Origin of the sequence: Streptomyces sp. NPDC096040 (assembly GCF_040303265.1) — a bacterium.
Lineage (GTDB): Bacteria > Actinomycetota > Actinomycetes > Streptomycetales > Streptomycetaceae > Streptomyces.
Map to the genome: position 1 here is coordinate 77,103 of NZ_JBEOTA010000002.1, position 15,678 is coordinate 92,780.

General features: G+C 70.5%; 14 protein-coding genes and 1 pseudogene. 13 read left to right on the forward strand and 2 right to left on the reverse strand.

Annotated elements, in window-relative coordinates; all coding sequences use genetic code 11:
• Positions 1-51: 51 nt before the first annotated feature.
• Both ABTY98_RS02135 and ABTY98_RS02140 read left to right on the forward strand, forming a co-directional pair.
• Entirely contained in the window at positions 52-393 is a 342-nt protein-coding gene (locus ABTY98_RS02135; RefSeq protein ID WP_352218943.1) for a hypothetical protein, read from the forward strand.
• A gap of 234 nt (positions 394-627) precedes the next feature.
• Positions 628-1,014, forward strand: coding sequence for a lipocalin-like domain-containing protein (locus ABTY98_RS02140; protein ID WP_352218944.1), 387 nt, complete (start codon positions 628-630; stop codon positions 1,012-1,014).
• A 45-nt stretch (positions 1,015-1,059) separates the two neighbouring features.
• Here ABTY98_RS02140 and ABTY98_RS02145 read toward each other — a convergent pair whose 3' ends face one another.
• On the reverse strand, positions 1,060-2,340 hold the full coding sequence (locus ABTY98_RS02145) for a PucR family transcriptional regulator (RefSeq protein WP_352218945.1): 1,281 nt from the start codon (positions 2,338-2,340) through the stop codon (positions 1,060-1,062).
• Positions 2,341-2,695: 355 nt separating this feature from the next.
• On the opposite strand from ABTY98_RS02145, the gene ABTY98_RS02150 reads away from it, so the two are divergent.
• The 3 genes from ABTY98_RS02150 to mhpA (ABTY98_RS02160) are packed head-to-tail and all read left to right on the forward strand — an operon-like array spanning position 2,696 to position 6,229.
• Positions 2,696-3,571 (forward strand): fumarylacetoacetate hydrolase family protein, encoded by an 876-nt coding sequence (locus ABTY98_RS02150; protein ID WP_352218946.1) that lies wholly within the window; start codon positions 2,696-2,698, stop codon positions 3,569-3,571.
• Positions 3,572-3,627: 56 nt separating this feature from the next.
• A complete protein-coding gene (locus tag ABTY98_RS02155) occupies positions 3,628-4,551 on the forward strand; it encodes a VOC family protein (RefSeq protein WP_352218947.1) in 924 nt (307 codons plus the stop codon).
• Positions 4,552-4,567: 16 nt separating this feature from the next.
• Entirely contained in the window at positions 4,568-6,229 is a 1,662-nt protein-coding gene (gene mhpA / locus ABTY98_RS02160) for a bifunctional 3-(3-hydroxy-phenyl)propionate/3-hydroxycinnamic acid hydroxylase MhpA (protein WP_352218948.1), read from the forward strand.
• A 155-nt stretch (positions 6,230-6,384) separates the two neighbouring features.
• Here the strand turns inward: mhpA (ABTY98_RS02160) and ABTY98_RS02165 are convergent.
• Positions 6,385-7,021, reverse strand: a pseudogene (locus ABTY98_RS02165) (TetR/AcrR family transcriptional regulator).
• 135 nt (positions 7,022-7,156) lie between these two features.
• On the opposite strand from ABTY98_RS02165, the gene ABTY98_RS02170 reads away from it, so the two are divergent.
• From ABTY98_RS02170 to ABTY98_RS02205, 8 genes are all read left to right on the forward strand, one after another.
• Positions 7,157-8,302, forward strand: a complete 1,146-nt coding sequence (locus tag ABTY98_RS02170; RefSeq protein ID WP_352218949.1) for a VOC family protein — start codon at positions 7,157-7,159, stop codon at positions 8,300-8,302.
• Positions 8,299-9,237 (forward strand): fumarylacetoacetate hydrolase family protein, encoded by a 939-nt coding sequence (locus ABTY98_RS02175; RefSeq protein WP_352218950.1) that lies wholly within the window; start codon positions 8,299-8,301, stop codon positions 9,235-9,237. Before ABTY98_RS02170 ends, ABTY98_RS02175 begins: the two co-directional genes overlap by 4 nt.
• A 14-nt stretch (positions 9,238-9,251) precedes the next feature.
• The gene (gene mhpA, locus ABTY98_RS02180; protein WP_352219206.1) at positions 9,252-10,844 is read left to right on the forward strand and encodes a bifunctional 3-(3-hydroxy-phenyl)propionate/3-hydroxycinnamic acid hydroxylase MhpA; all 1,593 of its coding nucleotides are present in this window, start codon (positions 9,252-9,254) and stop codon (positions 10,842-10,844) included.
• Positions 10,841-12,892: an acetoacetate--CoA ligase gene (locus ABTY98_RS02185; RefSeq protein ID WP_352218951.1), complete on the forward strand. Its 2,052-nt coding sequence runs from the start codon at positions 10,841-10,843 to the stop codon at positions 12,890-12,892. Before mhpA (ABTY98_RS02180) ends, ABTY98_RS02185 begins: the two co-directional genes overlap by 4 nt.
• Before the next feature lie 2 nt (positions 12,893-12,894).
• Positions 12,895-13,512, forward strand: coding sequence for a malonic semialdehyde reductase (locus tag ABTY98_RS02190; RefSeq protein WP_352218952.1), 618 nt, complete (start codon positions 12,895-12,897; stop codon positions 13,510-13,512).
• A gap of 308 nt (positions 13,513-13,820) precedes the next feature.
• Positions 13,821-14,231, forward strand: coding sequence for a hypothetical protein (locus tag ABTY98_RS02195; protein ID WP_352218953.1), 411 nt, complete (start codon positions 13,821-13,823; stop codon positions 14,229-14,231).
• A 224-nt stretch (positions 14,232-14,455) separates the two neighbouring features.
• Positions 14,456-14,878 (forward strand): SsgA family sporulation/cell division regulator, encoded by a 423-nt coding sequence (locus ABTY98_RS02200; protein ID WP_352218954.1) that lies wholly within the window; start codon positions 14,456-14,458, stop codon positions 14,876-14,878.
• Between the two features lie 64 nt (positions 14,879-14,942).
• Entirely contained in the window at positions 14,943-15,650 is a 708-nt protein-coding gene (locus ABTY98_RS02205; protein WP_352218955.1) for a hypothetical protein, read from the forward strand.
• Positions 15,651-15,678: the final 28 nt, after the last annotated feature.

The window sequence follows — 15,678 nt, forward strand, 5'->3', positions numbered from 1 at the left end:
GCCTACTCAGGCAGCCGATGGCGCGGATCGCGCCAGCCGGAAGGAAAGATCATGAAGAACCTCGCCAAGCGCATCGCCGTCACTGTGTCCTCCGTGGCCGTCGCGGGTGCGGCCGTCCTGGGTGCCGGGGGCACCGCGTCTGCCGCGACGCCCACGCCCGCCCGCGTCCAGCACTCTGGCGTCAGCGTCAAGACCCACGACTACCGCTGGGACCACGGTGTCGGATACCTCCTTGAACAGGGCTACTCCTGGGACGCGGTCCGTGGCTGGCACCGGGACGGCCGCGCCACCGATTCGGCCACGTCCGGCAGCTCGTACCGGCACGACGGGTACCGCTACGAGCACGGCGACCGGTACGGCCACCACCTCGACCGGAATTACGGTGACCGGTGAGAGATGTCGCCCTTGCCCGGGGGTGCGCGCCCCGCTGGCGCAGGATCAGCCCTGCCGTAACACCGCCCAGCGCAAAAGTGAGCGGACTTTTTTGCTCCGTGGACCCAGAGCTGCCGCAGGCGGGGACCGTCCACTGGACGTCATGGGTGGGCGGGAGCCGGCCACTTGGTCGAGCCGCTCGGGCACTGTCCCGTGCCATGTCCGCAACCCCTGCGAACCACATATGAGGTGATCATGGAAGACATCGTCGGCACCTGGGTCCTGGAGGACTTCACGGTCGAACGGGAAGGAGTGACCTCCCACCCCCTGGGGGAACATCCTGGCGGCGTGCTCCTCTATACGCCGGACGGCTGGATGAGCGCCCTGCTTACGGCCGACCCCGGGGGTGCGCGTGCCTCCGGACTGCCGGAGATCGGCAGCGGGACCGTGGCGTACGCCGGGCCCTGGGAACTCACACCGGACGGAGCGGTACTTCATCACGTCCAGGTCAGCCACTACGGAGACTGGCTGGGCACGGTCCTGGAACGTTCCGTCCGGTTCACCCGGGAAGGCCTGGAACTGACGGCCGTCGCGACGGGCGGCACCCGGGGGGTCCTGCGCTGGCGTCGGCCGGTGGCCTGACCGGCCAGGACCGACAGCTCTCCGCACGGCACATCGGGACGCGGCCTACAGGGTTTGCGCGATCTCCAGTGCCAAGCGCAGTTCCAGCGAGCTGTAGGCGTCGTCCGACGTGGGCAGGAGTTCCTGCGCGCGCTTGACCCGGTAGGTCACGGTGTTGCGCGCCACGTGCAGACGGTCGGCCGCCGTCCGCAGACCGTGCTCCTCGGCAAGGTAGATCCGCAGGGTTTCGCGCAGCTCCCACATGCGGGCGCCGTCGGAGGCCAGCGGGCCGAGGACGTCCTGCACGAACCAGCGCGCGTGTTCCGGTTCGGCCGTGGCCAGGGCCACCAGGCGGACGTCCCGGTAGTCGCACAGCCAGCCGCTTCCCGCCTGGAGGGCGATCCGTTCCGCCTGCAGGGCGGCCAGGTGGCTGCGACGCATCCCCTGCGGGCCCTGTCCGGTCGGGCCGAGAGCCGCGTACACCCCCGGTGGGGGTTCGACACCGCTTCTCAGCTTCTCGGCGGGACGGGCCGTCCCGTCCCCGGGCAGGGCGAGCCACACCCACGCCGTCGTCTCGGTGTGCGGAGTGAGCAGCATCCCGGCCGCTCCCACGGCGCGGGCCATGTCGGCCGCGGTGCGCTGCAGCCGTTCCGGGGCGGGCAGGCCTGCCTCGGCGCGGTCGCACCTGAGCACCGCGGCGACATGGGTGCGGCAGACGTCGTAGCGCAGGCGCCGGGTGGCGTCCGGTTCGTCGATCTTGCGTCCGGCCAGCAGATCGTCGACGACCGCGCGGCGTGCGGCCTGGTCGCTGCCCCGCCAGCGGTCCCGCTCCGCGATGTACTCCTCCGCCATCTCGCTGGAGTGGGCATCGGTGTAGGCGAACAGCAACTCGCTGACCTCACGCAGCTCCGCCACGCGTGCGTCGGCCGGCACGTGCTCCTCGATCGCCGCCGCCAGGTCGTGTGCCAGCCGGGCATGTCCGAGCCGCACTCCACGCAGCACCCGGTCGAGCGGAATGCCGCGCCGGGCGAACTCACGGCACCCTTCGCGTGTTTCGTCGGTCGAGGCGGCAGCTGATTGGGACGGCTGAGACAGCAGCATGCGCAGGGTGGCGAGGACGGCGGACTCCGTGGAGCGTCGCAGTGTCGTTATCTGGGGCTGGCCGCCGCCGTGCTCGGGAACCTCGCCGAGGATCTCGGCCGCCATGACGGACGCGGTCTGTGCCGCCCACCGGACCGGGTCCTCGCCGAGGGTCTCCGTCGCGGCTGCCGTGGCCGCCCAGGGCAGGACCGACTCCACCGCCCGGTCGGGGTCCGGGCGAAGCGCAAGAAGCCACTGTCGCGTCATGACCCGCATTCCTCGATACCTGGTGCGGCGCGCCACTCGCGCCACATGAGCCCGTGGTCGCGTCGACGGCGGACAGCCGGCGCGGCTACGGAAACGCCGTTTCCGGTGACCAAAATACCCGATGGGCCCTGGTGAGCAGGGGTCGGCTCGTGCGTTGCGCGACCTCGTCGTCGTACACGGTGCGACAGCTCATCGGTGGTCCGTCAGCTCAATCAGGTCGGTTTTTTTGGCTCCTGGGACCGATATCCGGAGCGGCAGCAGCCGGTTGACTCACAGGTAGCCGCAACCGCGCCCACTGCGGGCGGCGGCGGAACCCCTTTCGGGACTCTCTCTTTATCCATGGAGGTGTGGTGCCATGCGCACAGCAAATTTGGACGGCCGTCTGGTGCTCGTCCACGAGGACGGCGTCATCGATGTGGAGAAGGCCGGCAACGGGCTGTTCCCGTCGGACCCGCAGGCGGTGTTCGACCGCTGGGACGAGTTCCGCGCCTGGGCGGATTCCGCGGCCGTGGCCGATCAGCCGCGAACCCCCTTCGAGAAGCAGGAACTGGGTCCGCCCGTTCCGCGCCCGCGGCAGGTCTTCGCGGTCGGCCTGAACTACGCCGACCACGTCGCGGAGTCCCAGGTGGAGACGCCCGCCCACCCGGCCGTCTTCACCAAGTTCCCCACGTCCCTGGCGGGACCATACGACACGGTCACGTTGCCCAGTGCGCTGGTGGACTGGGAGGTGGAGCTGGTCGCGGTGATCGGCCGCGAGGCGTATCAGGTCGCGGCGGCAGACGCGTGGGACCACGTGGCGGGCGTCACGCTCGGCCAGGACCTGTCGGACCGCGGCGTCCAACTGCGGGGGCCGGCGCCACAGTTCTCGCTCGGCAAGTCGTTCCCCGGCTTCAGCCCCACCGGTCCGGTGCTGGTCACGCCCGACGAGCTGGAGCAGCCGGACGATCTGGCGCTCGGCTGTGCCGTGAACGGCGAGACGATGCAGGAGTCCCGCACCTCGCAGATGATCTTCTCGGTGCCCGAGCAGATCGCCCGGATCTCGGCGATCTGCCGGCTGCTCCCCGGCGACCTGATCTTCACGGGTACGCCCGCGGGGGTGGGCGGCGCCCGGGACCCGCGCCGCTTCCTGGCTCCCGGCGAGGAACTGCGCAGCTGGATCGAGGGCATCGGCGAACTCCGCAACCCGCTGATCGCCGGGCCCGGCCATCCCCAGCGCACCGACGCGGTCTGAGCGCCGCCCCGCCCTCCTCACCCGCGACGAGTGACCAGAGCCGCAAGGAGCCTGCCATGCCACTGCACCGTCTCTCCCACATCACGATGGGCGTACCCGACGTCGCCGCCACCTCGGCCTACTACGCCGACTTCGGACTGACCGACCTCGGCGACGGCCGCTTCGCCACCGTCGACGGCGGCGAGCAGCTGAAGATCGTCCAGGCACCTCGGCGCCGTCTGGAGGAACTGGTCGTCGGCGCCGACTCCCCCGACGACATCGACCGGATCAGCGCCGCCCTGCGCCGGCTGGAGGTGCCGGTGGTGCGGGACGCCCACCGCCTGCGTGCGGTGGACCCCGGTACCGAGGTCACCGTCACCGTCGAGGTCGACCCGCGCATCACCCAGACCGCGCCCGCTCCGGTGCCGTACAACGCTCCGGGCCGTGCCGAGCGTCCGAACGTGCGCGCGCCCGGGGTGCTGCGCGAAGACAGCGTGCGGCCCCGGCGGCTGGGGCATGTCGTCCTCGGCTCGACCGACCAGGAGGCCTCCCAGCGCTTCTTCAGCGAGGGGATCGGCTTCAAGGTCAGCGACCTGGTGGAGGGATCGGCTGCTTTCATGCGCTGTTCCACCGACCACCACAATGTCCTCGTCCAGCGGGCCCCGCTGGCCTTCCTGCATCACTCCTCCTGGCAGGTGGACGACGTGGACGAGGTCGGACGCGGGGCCACCCGCATGCTCCAGGGCCACCCCGAGCGCCATGTCTGGGGCCTCGGCCGCCACCAGGTCGGCTCGAACTTCTTCTGGTACCTCAGGGACCCGGCCGGCAACTTCTCCGAGTACTACTCCGACATGGACTGCATCGTGGACGACCAGCTCTGGACGCCCGAGGTCTGGGAGGGCGCCCGCGCTCTGTACAACTGGGGACCGCCCGTACCGCCGTCCTTCCTGCGACCCGACGATCTCGCCGCGCTGATGACCGGCGCGCACGACGCCTCCTGAAGGAAGGACGAACATCATGAACATCAACCACAGCGAAGGTTCCGGGGCGAGCGGCGTGTACGACGTACTGGTGGTCGGCGCCGGGCCCGTCGGCCTGACCACGGCCGTCCAGCTCGCCACCCGCGGGTGGCGGGTCGGTGTCGTCGAACGCTGGCCGCAGGCCTACCCGCTACCGCGGGCGGTGGTCTTCGACCACGAGGTGGCCCGGACCCTGGCTTCTCTGCTGGACGAGCTGCCCACCCTGTGCGAGCCCGCCGAGGACTACGTGTGGCGCAACGGCAAGGGCGACCTGCTGCTGCGTCTCTCCTTCGAGGACACCACCCACTCGGGCTGGCCCGTCATGAGCTCCTTCACCCAGCCACGTCTCGAAGCCGCCCTGGAGGCCCGTGCCCGGGCCCTGCCCGGCCTGGACATCCTGCGCGGCTGGGAAGCCGTGGACATCGACGAGGACGCCGCCTCGGTGCGCCTCACGGTCGCGGAGAGCGCCGGAGACACGCCCCTCATGCGCGACGGCGTACGCCGGCATCGCACCCTGCAGGCCGCCTACCTGATCGGCTGCGACGGCGCGAACAGCTTCGTGCGCTCACGCATGGACACCTCCGTGACCGACCTCGGCTTCCGTTACGACTGGCTCGTCGTGGATGTCATCCCCCATGACCAGGACCGAGTGTGGTCGCCGCGGAACCTGCAGGTCTGCGACCCGGCGCGACCGAGCACGGTCGTCTCCGGCGGCCCGGGCCGCCGCCGCTGGGAGTTCATGCGACTGCCCGGCGAGAGCCTCGCCGAACTCAACCAGCCCGAGACCGCGTGGCAGTTCCTGAAGCCCTGGGACCTGCACCCCGGCAACGCCACCCTGGAACGCCACACCGTCTACACCTTCCAGGCCCGCTGGGCCGATTCCTGGCGCGCGGGCAGGCTGCTGCTGGCCGGCGACGCCGCCCACCAGATGCCCCCCTTCGCAGGGCAGGGCATGTGCTCGGGCATCCGGGACGCCGCCAACCTGACCTGGAAGCTCGACCTGGTGATGTCCGGGCGGACCGGCGCGGACCTGCTCGACACCTACACCGTCGAACGCTCCCAGCATCTGCAGCACGCGATCCAGGTGTCGATGTATCTCGGCCAGATCATCTGCGAGCCGGACCCGGTCGCAGCCGAGGCACGCGACGCACGCCTGCTCGCCGAGCAGAGCGACCCGGACGCCTTCCTGCCGCACCGCCCCCTCACCGGCGGCCTGCTGGCCTGCGACGCCACCGGCGCACCGGTGGAGCCGGCCGGGGAACTCGGGCCACAAGGACGCGTGCGCCATCGGGTCCGTAGCGGCCTGTTCGACCAGGCCGTCGGTACCGGCTTCACCCTCCTGGCCAGCCGGGACCCGCGTGAGGTGCTCGACGAGGACGCCCTGGCCTGGTGCGAGGGGATCGGGATCCGCCTGCTGAGGGTCACCGACGACCAAGCGGCACACGGGCCGGCCGATGTCGTCGACCTCGACGGCACCTACCTGCGCTACCTGGCCCGGACCGGGCAACGGGCCCTGCTGCTGCGCCCCGACCACTACGTCTTCGGCGGCGCCGTCGGCATGGCGGACGTGCCACGCCTGGTGGCCACGTTCCGTGGCCTGCTGTCCCAGGAGGACGACGGTACGCGGGACGCCGTGGCAGCCGGCGTGCAGGTGATGTGACCGACTGGAGGTGGTCACTCGACGGGACGGAGGGGACATCCGCTGACGCGGAGGTCCCCTCCCGGGCGTCGACGCGGCCCTGGCGGCCATGAGGTAACCCTCCCGTGGGAGCACGCAGAGGCCCGGGGCCCCTAGGGACTCCGGGCCTCTCGGGGTCAGTCGATGTCCGGCAGGGGGCGCCGGGTCACCTTGTGGGCCTCGTCCGCGGGGACGCCCAGCATGCGCAGGACCATCTCGGCCAGGTCGGAAGCGGTCTCGTCGCCGTCCAGCTCGGGGCGGTCCAGCCGCAGCGCCACGAGGGACATCAGGGTGCCGCCCATGGCGGACAGGGCGATGGTCGCGTTCACGCAGGTGAAACGACCCGAGGCGATGCCGCGCTCCAGGTCGCGCAGCGCGCGGGGGGAGAGGCCGCGGTCGGAGTGTATGTGGTCCAGACCTCGCTCGCGGAGGATCCGCATGAGTTCGGGGTGGGAGTCGACCATCCGGGCGGTGAGCCGAAAGCCCGCCGCGACGAGTTCGGCCGGGTCCTCGATGCCTCGCACGCGCTCGTCGATGACCTGCCCGAACTCCTCCAGAGCGTCCGTCACCGCTGCGTCGAACAGCTCCGTCTTCGTCGCGAAGTGGTTGTAGAAGGAGCCGAAGCCCACATCCGCGCGCTCGGCGATGGCCTGGATGCTGGCGCTGGTGTCCCCGGTCTCCGCGAAGGATCTGCCGGGCCGCACGGACGAGCGCCTGCCGGGTTTCGGCGCGCCGCCGCTCGAAGCGGTTCCTGCGCGGGGCTGACGTCGGCATACGCCGAGTCTACAGCTGCCCGATGATCACCGCATGACTGATGGTTTCCTCAATTACATGGCGCAGCTCTATTGACGATGGGTAACGGCAAAGCTGATGATTTCCTCATTACGGCAATGTTGCTTGGAGGACACCATGTCCCACACCCCCGTTAACACCGCCGACCTCCCGACGCCCCACCAGGATCTCCACAGCGAGCTGGGCGCCCTGCGGGGCGAGCACCCCGGACGCGCGCGCAACCCCGTCATCAAGGCGGCCGACCTGGCATGGCTGGAATTCGAGAAGCCCGACCTGGACCGGGCCGAGGTGTTCGCACGTGACTTCGGCTTCGCGATCGCCGCCCGCACCGAGCGGGAACTGTGGCTGCGCGGCACGTACGCGGGCTCACCCTGCATGGTCATCCGAACGGGGCAGGCCTCCCGCTTCATCGGGCCGGCGTTCCGCGCGGCCGAACGGGCCGATCTCGACCGGCTCGCCCGCGCCACCGGCAGTTCTGTCCGGGACATCGACGTACCCGGTGGCGGACAGTCGGTCGCCCTGCTCGACCCCTCCGGCTTCCCCGTCCGGGTCGTGTACTGCGCCGAGCAGCTGCCCGCGCTGCCCGACCAACAGCCGCTGCTCCTCAACACCGGCGGCGAACACCGCCGTACGAACGCCACCCAGCGACCGCCCCGTGAGCCGTCGCGTATCCAGCGGCTCGGGCATCTGGTGCTGGAGACCCGCGTGTTCGCCCGCGCCCTGGACTGGTACCTGGACACCCTCGGGCTGATCGTGTCGGACTTCCTGTTCCTGGACGGGCAGCGCGGCCGCGGACCGACCATGGCTTTCATCCGCTGCGACCAGGGCAGCCTGGCCGTGGACCACCACACCCTGGCCCTGCACCTGGGGCCCGGCACCGGTTACGTGCACTCCGCCTACCAGGTCACCGACCTCGACGCGATCGCCGCCGGCGGGGAGTACCTGGCCGAGCGCGGCTACAAGCGCAGCTGGGGCATCGGCCGGCACATCCAGGGCAGCCAGCTCTTCGACTACTGGCGCGACCCGGACCACTTCATGCTGGAGCACTTCTCCGACGGCGACCTGTTCTCCTGCGACGTCGAACCCGGCTGGGCGCCGATGTCGGCGAGCGGCCTGGCCCAGTGGGGTCCGCCCGTCACCCGCGACTTCCTGGGCGCCAACCCGTCCCCCGCCAAGCTCCGCGAGGTCATGACGGCCCTGCGCGGCGACAACGAACTCGACCCGGCACGCCTGCTGGGCCTGATGAAAGCGATGAGCTCATGAGCACCAATGTTCTGCGCACCAGGGACGGCTGGTGGGCCGTCCGGGACGAGCGCGCCGTCCGCGTCGAGACCAAGGCGGTCACCACCGCCGAGCTGCTCGCCGATCGGGACGCGGTCCGCGAGGCCGCCACGTCCGCCGAGAAGGGCACGCCCGTCGCCGACCTGGTGGCCCTGCCTCCGGTCACCACCCCCTGCCGGGTCGTCGCCCAGATGGTCAACTACCGTAGCCACGCCCGTGATTCGGGCTTCCGGGGCGAGATCCCGCCCACCTTCTTCCGCAAGGCGTCCGGCTCGGTCAGCGGCCCGCACGAGGCGATCGTCCGCCCGGCACACGTGAAGTTCCTCGACTACGAGGTGGAACTCGGCCTGGTCATGGGCGCCTCCCTGCCGGTGGGCACCGTCGTCGAGGAGAGTGACCTGCCGTCATACGTCGCCGGGCTGGTCCTCACCAACGACGTCAGCGCCCGCGACGTTCAGCTGACCAAGACCCAGTTCTACGAGAGCAAGTCCTACCCGACCTTCACGCCCACCGGGCCGTACCTGGCCCTGCTGGAGCCGGAGGACTTCGACCGTCTGATCGACCTGCGGCTGCGGCTGTCGGTCAACGGCGTACCGCGCCAGGACCGTACGCTCGCCGACATGATCGTACGGCCCGCGCAGGCGCTGACCCTGCTCGCGCGCTTCCAGACGCTCGATCCTGGCGACCTGCTGCTGACCGGCACGCCGGGCGGCACAGCTCTCAAGGCTCCGCCCAAGCCGGTCGAGAAGATCAGCGCACTGCTGCCGCCCGCGGTGAAGTGGAAGGCGTTCTTCAAGGGGCAGGCGAAGAACCCCCGCTATCTGCGCAACGGTGACCTGATCACCGCCACGATCGCCACCCCCGACGGGCGGATCGACCTCGGCGAGCAGCGCTCCCCCGTGGCAGACGCGAGGTGAGCGCCGTAGCCCGGATGCAGGTGGTGATCATCGGCGCGGGGCCCGTGGGGGTCACGGCCGCCCTTCTGCTCGCCCGGCGCGGGGTGCGCACCCTCGTCCTGGAACGCCACCGGGACGTCTACCCCCTGCCACGCGCCGTCGTCGTGGACGACGAGGTCCGCCGGATCCTGCAGCACGCCGGTGTCCACGAGCAGTTCGACGCCATCGCCCGTCCGGCAGGGGGGCTGCGGCTGCTGGACGCCCGGCACCGCGTGATCGCCGAGTTCGCGCGATCCCGGCAAGGTCACCACGGCTTCCCGCAGACCAGCATGTTCGACCAGCCCGAGCTGGAACGCCTGCTGCGCGACGCACTGGCGCAGCGCCCGGAGTGCGAGCTGCGGGGCGGGGTGGAGGTCGTGTCCCTCACCCAGTCCCTCGGCGGCAGGGGACCGGTACTCGTCGCCTTCCGCCGCGACGGCAGCGACGACGAGGAATACGTGTGGGCCGATGCCGTCCTCGGCTGCGACGGTGCGGGCAGCCTCACCCGTGACGCCATCGGCGCCGTATGGGAGGACCTGCACTTCGAGGAGAGCTGGCGGGTCATCGACGTACGCACTGACCGCCGGGTGCGTACCTGGGAGGGCGCGGAGCAGATCTGCTGCCCCACCCGGCCGGCCACGTTCATGCGGATCGGCGAGGACCGCTACCGCTGGGAGTTCCGGCTGCCGGAGGACGAACCCCTGGACGGCCCGGCCGGGCGGGAGCGCCTGCGCGAACTGGTCGCCCCCTGGGTGGACCTGCCGTCCGACGCCGAGGGGGGCGACGACTTCGAGGTGATCCGGCAGGCCCAGTACACCTTCCGCGCCCGCCTCGCCGACCGGTGGCGGCGGGGAGGCGTCTTCCTGCTGGGCGACGCCGCCCACCTCACCCCGCCCTTCATCGGGCAGGGGCTGTGCTCGGGCCTGCGCGACGCCCACAACCTCACCTGGAAACTCGCCCGCGTCCTCCAACAGGGCGCGGACGAGAAGCTGCTCGACTCCTACGAGCTCGAACGCAAGCCGCACGCGCGCCATCTGATCCGCGTAGCGGTCGCCGTCGGCTGGGCCATGACCGGCGGCCAGGACCGTGCCGCGGCGCTCCGCCGGGCCGTCGTGGGCACGGCCTGCCGCATCCCCGCCGTGACCGCGGCGGTGAGCCGCGACCTCAGCCCCGCCCTGGCCACCGGTCCCCTGGTACGGCGCCGCCCCCGGCTGACCGGCCGGGCACTGGCCGGAACCTACTGCCCGCAGCCCTGGGTGCTGCGCGACGGCCGGCGTGTGCGCCTCGACGATGTTCTCGGCGACTCCTTCGCCGTCCTGACCGCTGTGCCGCCCACCGCGCGGATGACGGCCGTGGCCGCGGCGCTGGGTGCGTCCACAGTCCACCTCGACGCACTGGGCGAGGACGGCACCCTCACCGCGTGGCTGGCACGCGGCCGGGCCGACGCCGTCCTGCTGCGCCCGGACCGCGTCGTACTGGACACCGTCCCCGCCGGCGCCGGCGACTTCACCGACACCGTCGCCTGGGCACCGCTGCTGCACACGGCCCGTCGCCCCGCCGGTTCCCTGACGAGGAGCACCACACCATGACCACCCCGCACCCCATGCCGTACCCAGAACCGTTTCTGGCCGCCGACCCGCAGGCGGCCGCCGCCAGCCGCATCGCGGACTTCGCCCGATGGGCCGCCCGGCACCGAGGTGCCCACGGTGTCCAGGACCCCGCCGACTACCCGGCCCTGCACCGCTGGTCGGTCACCGACCTGGAAGGCTTCTGGGCCGCGGTGTGGGACTACTTCGACATCGACGCGACGACACCGTACGAGCGGGTGCTGGCCGAGGAGACCATGCCCGGCGCCCGCTGGTTCCCCGGCGCCACCCTCAACTACGCGCACCACGCACTGCGCTACCTGCACCCGGACGCCCCCGCCATCACCGCACTGGACGAGAGGGGCGCCGGCTACGAGATCAGCGGCCGGCAGCTGCGCGCCCAGGTCGCCTCCGTCGCCGCCACCCTGCGCGACCTGGGCGTGGGAATCGGCGACCGGGTGGTCGGTTACCTGCCCAACACCCCGCACGCCGTCATCGCCTTCCTCGCCGCCGCCAGCCTGGGCGCGGTGTGGTCGGTGTGCGGCCAGGACTACGCGCCCAAGGCCGCGGCCGACCGCTTCGCCCAGCTCGAACCCACGGTGCTCATCACCGCGGACGGCTACCTCTTCAACGGCACCACGCACGACCGCCGCGCCGCCTCCCTCGAACTGGCCGACGCCCTGCCCTCGTTGAAGGCCACGGTGCTCGTGGATCACCTGGGTCTCGGCCGGCCCGAGACCCGGCACACCGGACTGACGGTTTCCTGGGAGGACGCGGCCACCCGGACCGAGTACCTGACCGTCGCTCCGGTGCCCTTCGACCACCCGCTGTGGATCGTCTTCTCCTCCGGCACCACCGGCCTGCCCAAGGGCATCGTCCACGGGCACGGCGGCGTCCTGCTGGAGCACCTCAAGACCCTGGGACTGCACAGCGACCTGAAGGTCGGGGACCGCCTGCTGTGGTACACCACCACCCACTGGATGATGTGGAACCTGGTCGTCTCGACCCTGTTGACCGGTGCCACCACCTGCACATACGACGGCAGCCCGGTGCCGTCCGGGCGCCCCGACATCCTGTGGGAGCTGGCCGCCCGCCACCAGGTCACCGTCTTCGGCACCAGCCCCCAGTACCTGCTGGCCATGGCCAAGCTCGGCGTCGAGCCCACCGTGCACGACCTGTCCGCCATCCGTGTCATCGGCTCCACCGGCTCCACGCTGCCTGCCTCCGCCTACCCCTGGGTCCGCGACCACGTGGGACCCGGCGTTCAGCTGGCCTCCACCAGCGGTGGTACGGACATCGTCTCCGGCTTCGCCGGCGGCGCCCCCACGATGCCCGTCTGGGCGGGTGAGCTGTCCGCCCCGAATCTCGGCGTGGCGCTGGCGGCGTACGACGGCGCGGGACGGCCGGTCGTCGATCAGGTCGGTGAACTGGTCGTCACCCGCCCCATGCCGTCCATGCCGCTGTACTTCTGGAAGGACCCCGACGGCAGCCGTTACCGCGACGCCTACTTCGCCGCCTACCCGGGCGTGTGGCGCCACGGCGACTGGATCACCCTCACCTCCCATGGCTCGGTGGTCGTGCACGGCCGCTCCGACGCCACCCTCAACCGCAACGGTGTGCGCCTGGGCAGCGCCGACATCCACGACATCGTCGAACGTCTCCCCGAGATCACCGAGGCCCTCGTCATCGGCGCGGAGGAACCCGACGGCGGCTACTGGATGCCCCTGTTCGTCGTCCTCGCCGACGGGGTCGGCCTGGACGACGCCCTGCGCGACAAGATCCGGGCCGCGATCCGCAGCGGCGCCTCTCCCCGCCATGTCCCGGACGAGATCCTCGCGGTGCCGGCCATCCCGCACACCCGCACCGGCAAGAAGCTGGAAATCCCCGTCAAGCGCCTCCTCCAGGGTGCCCCCGCCGACCAGGTCCTCAACCCCGCGGCGGTCGACGCTCCCGAACTGGTCGCCTACTTCGCCCGGTTGGGCGCGGATCGGCGCAAGCGGGCCGCCCAGGAACCACACCGTCCACGCACCGAAGCAAGAGAGAAACCGTGAGCATGACCTATCGCGAATCGCAGCCCCTCGATGTCCTTGACGACGCCGGTCGAAAGCTGCTGTTCACCGAGGCCCGTACCGCGAACACCTTCGCCGCGGCGGCCGTTACCGACGACGAACTCACCACGATCTGGGAACTCGCCCGCTGGTCGCCGAGCGCCGCCAACGGTCAGCCACTGCGTGTGCTCTTCGTGCGCACCCGCGAGGGCAAGGAGCGGCTGGCCCGGCATCTCGACGAGGGCAACAGGCCCAAGACACTCAGCGCACCGGCCGTGGCGATCCTGGCGTACGACGTCGACTTCCACGAGCAGATGCCGGTGGTCTTCCCGGCCCGTGGCGCCATGCTGCGAGCGGCGTTCGCCGACCAGACCGAGACGCGCGAGCGCCTCGCTGCCTACAACTCGGCACTGCAGACCGGGGTTTTCCTGCTCGCGGTGCGCGCGGCAGGGCTCGCGGCCGGTCCCATGGCCGGCTTCGACAAGGCCGGCGTGGACGAGGAGTTCTTCGCCGATACCAGCTGGCGTTCGCATCTGGTGGTCAACATCGGTCACCCCGGTGCCGACCCGTGGTTCCCGCGGCTGCCCCGCGTGCCCGTCCATGACGCCGTCACCTGGGCCTGAGCTGCGCTGCAGCCCAGGTTCCGATCAGTACTGAACCTTGTCGGCGGCCGTACCACGTTTGGGCCCCGCCTGCCCGCGACAGCGGAGAGCAGGCGGGGCCCTTCGCGTGCGCCCCCGCGCTGACAGCGCCGCTTCCACTTTCCATACCACGTATGGTATTACTGAACGAGCAGTTCCATACAACGTATGGAACTGCGGGGCATCACCGTGCCGGCAGCCTCTCCCGAGTCACCGGCGCAGTGCGGAGCCGTTCAGTGAAGGGAGCACCCGTCGCACCGACGGTGTGCTCCGACCCGAAGGAGAAACCCGTGAGCAACCTCAAAAAGCGCGTGTGCGTCGCCCTTGCCTCGCTGGCGGTGGCCGGTGGAGCCGTTCTCGGCACCGGTGGTACCGCCTCGGCCGCGCCATCCGTGTCCGGGCACGTCCAGCGCGTCGCCGCCCGTGCCGAGACCGACGGCGACCGCTGGGGCGACGGCCACCGCGACCACGGCTGGCACCGTGACGACTACCGCTCCGGCCGCGACAGCGACCACGGTTGGGATCGCAACGACGACCACCGCCGGAGCCGGGATGACGACCTCCGCTGGGACCGTGGCAACCACTCCCGCTGGGACGACGACGTCAGCTACCGGTGGGGCGATCGCCACGACTCGCATGATGACGCGACACGTGGCGAGGCGAGCCACCACGACCGCGACCGGCACAACACCGGTCGCTGACACGCGGGCTGCCCTTGTCGGGCAACCGGCGTCGGCCGTATCCCGGTGCTGCCCCGGCCGGCAGTGGTGGTACTGACTGCTCCTGCCGGCCCTGCGCGCACCCGCGACGGCACGAGAAGCGGGTCCTCCCGACCCTCTCGTGCCGTCCGCCGCCGGTCCCCGCCGTAGCCCTGGAAACCGGCGGCGGCTCTTCCGTACCAGTCGAGGCACCAGGAGTAGGACCGATGAAGTCATTGAGAACCATGATTCGGCGGTTGTCTGTGCAGCTTGTTGTCACGCATGAGATGTCCTTGCCCATGGACATGAGGCTGCGCTACGAGCCCGGTGATCCCTATGCGGTCCGTGCCGTGTTCAAGGCGCCCGGCAGCGACGATACGGTGGAATGGATCATCGGACGAGATCTTCTGATCGACGGTCTGAAGGGCCCCGCCGGTGAGGGGGACATACGCATATGGCCCGCCGGAGAGTCTGCTCACTGCGACTTGTTCGCCCTTCTCACGCCGCCGGACGGTAGGGCCCTGCTCAAAGGTCCGGTGCAGGAAATCAAGGCGTTCCTGCAGGAAACCGAGGCGCTGGTGCCCAGAGGTACCGAAACCGAGCACATCGACGTGGATGCCTTGCTGGCGCACCTCCTCGCCGCAGGATGAAGCATCCCGGTCGGGGTCATGACTCCTGTTAGCGTGCCCATCCTGGGGCTGGCACACTGAAAGGGTGCTTCCGCTGACGGTCGCTGCTGGTCAGTACGCGTCCTCATCGCTTACTGGACCGAGCCTGGTATCGGTCTGTGCATTGGTCTTCACCGTCGCCTCTTTCTGGTGGATCAACGCCAGGCAAGGACGTCTGGAGACGTGGGAACCCCATTCCTTCGCGGCCATTGTCCATCCCTCCCTGGCGTGCCTGCGCCTCCCGCTCGTCCTTCACAACACCGGAGCGAAGCCGATAGTCGTGCAGGATCTCTTGCTCACCTTCCCCAACGAACCCGCCTCTCATCTACCGCTCCTCTGGAAGTCCTCACCGTCTCGTCTCGAACCGGGGCCGGACGAGGAACTGAAACTGCCTGCCGGGTTCGCCGTGGCCGGCAGAGAAGCGAAACAACTCTTCATCGAGTTCGAGGCGCCGTTTTCGGGATTCGCCGCGGAGCCCCGTAACTACAAGGTCGAGATACGGGCGAAGGTCGGCCACCGCAAAGGATGGCGCCCGCTTCTGACGTTCACCTTGAGGGCCGCCAACATCGTCGATCCCGACCGGTACACCGTTTACAGCAACGCACCTGTCGAACTGACGAAGGAGGACCAGCAGAAGGCCGACGCCGCGATCCTGGAGCTGCTGGAAGAACAGGACACGGACGCTTCTGCCCGGAACCAGACCGACCGGCAAGATCCTTCGGACGACGAGGGCAACGCCGGCAGGGATCTGTAGACAGGAACGTGGTCCCACGCGCGGCCCC